Source organism: Nocardiopsis sp. ATB16-24, from assembly GCF_030271535.1.
Lineage (GTDB): Bacteria > Actinomycetota > Actinomycetes > Streptosporangiales > Streptosporangiaceae > Nocardiopsis.
On record NZ_JASCXJ010000039.1, the window covers coordinates 1 to 1431 of the forward strand.

The following is a 1431-nucleotide window of genomic DNA, read 5'->3' on the forward strand; positions in this document are numbered from 1 at the left end:
TGAACTGCTCCCTGGAAGTTGGACTGGAAATCCAGTTCCATCGACCAGGGAGCAGTCCCATGAGAGCGAACAGCTCACTCACCCCGGACCAACGCTATGAAGCGATAGCGTTGTTCGAGCAAGGCAGGGCCGATAGCGCGGTGGCCACCTCACTGGGGGTGTCTCGGTGGCCGGTCAGGCGCTTGTACCAACGGTGGCGGATCCATGGCCCAGGAGCGCTGGTGGCCCAACAGGCAAAGAAGTCCTACTCCTTTGAGTTCAAGGTCAAGGCGGTGCGCCGCCTGCTGGCGGGCGAACCCAAGACCGCGCTGGCCAAGGAACTGGAACTGTCCTCACCCAAGCTGCTGGAATCCTGGGCGCGCACCTACCGCACCCAGGGCGCAGAAGGGCTACGCCCCAAGCAGCGAGGACGCCCGCCCAAGAGCGCATCACACGAGCCGACCTCGGAGCTGGAGCGGCTACGCCGTGAGAACGAACTCCTGCGCGCCCAGAACGCCTACCTGGGAAAAGTGCGGGCCTTGAGGGAACGCCCACCAGAGTGAAGGTCCTGGCTGTGCTCTCTGTCAAGGCCGAACACCGCCTGGAGGTACTGCTGCGGGTTGCTGGGCTGGCCCGCTCGACGTTCTTCTACCACCAGGCCCGACTTCACGCCCCTGACCCCCACGCCGCGCTCAAGGCCGACATCGCCCGGCTCTTCGACAAGAACAAGGGGCGTTACGGGCATCGCCGGGTCCATGACCAGCTCCGTAAGAAGGGGTGGCGGGTGGCGAAGAAGACCGTGCTCAAGCTCATGAACCAGCTGGGCCTGGTCTGCCGGGTACGCCGTAAGAAGCCCTACAGCTCCTACCGGGGCCAGGCGGGCCGGGTGGCGCCGAACCTGCTGGAGCGTGACTTCACCGCGCAGGAGCCGAACCAGAAATGGGTGACCGACGTGAGCGAGTTCGTCGTTGCGGGCCACAAGGTCTACCTGTCACCGGTCATGGACCTGTTCGACCGACAGATCATCTCCTACACCGCGGGTCTGTCACCGAACCTGGAGTTGACCAACGCGTCCTTGCGGGCGGCGTTGAAGACCCTGGCTGATGGTCAAAGTCCGCTGGTCCATTCCGACCAGGGGTTCCAATACCAGCACGTGTCCTGGCGGCGTCTGCTCGCCGGGGTCGGCGGTGTCCAGTCGATGTCGCGCAAGGGCAACTGTCTGGACAACGCGGTGATCGAGAGCTTCTTCGGCCATTTGAAGGAGGAGTTCTACACCCACGCCGAGTTCGAGACCGTCGAGGAGTTCACCGTGGGGTTGAAGGAGTACATCGCCTGGTTCAACCACGAACGCGCCCATGGCTACCTTGGGGGCCTGAGCCCGGTGCAGTACCGGGCTCAGGCCCTGGCGGCCTAACCTTTAGTTAGCCGGTCCAACTATCGGGGACCAGTTCA

Annotated in this window: 2 protein-coding genes; both read left to right on the forward strand. The window is 63.8% G+C overall.

Going from position 1 to position 1431, the window contains the following annotated elements:
* The first annotated feature begins 221 nt into the window (after positions 1-221).
* Positions 222-542, forward strand: a complete 321-nt coding sequence (locus PFX91_RS22990; RefSeq protein ID WP_285735216.1) for a helix-turn-helix domain-containing protein — start codon at positions 222-224, stop codon at positions 540-542.
* Positions 543-553: 11 nt separating this feature from the next.
* Positions 554-1393 carry an IS3 family transposase gene (locus PFX91_RS22995; protein WP_285735218.1) on the forward strand — a complete coding sequence of 280 codons (840 nt, stop codon included), beginning with the start codon at positions 554-556 and terminating at the stop codon, positions 1391-1393.
* The last annotated feature ends 38 nt before the right edge of the window (positions 1394-1431 follow it).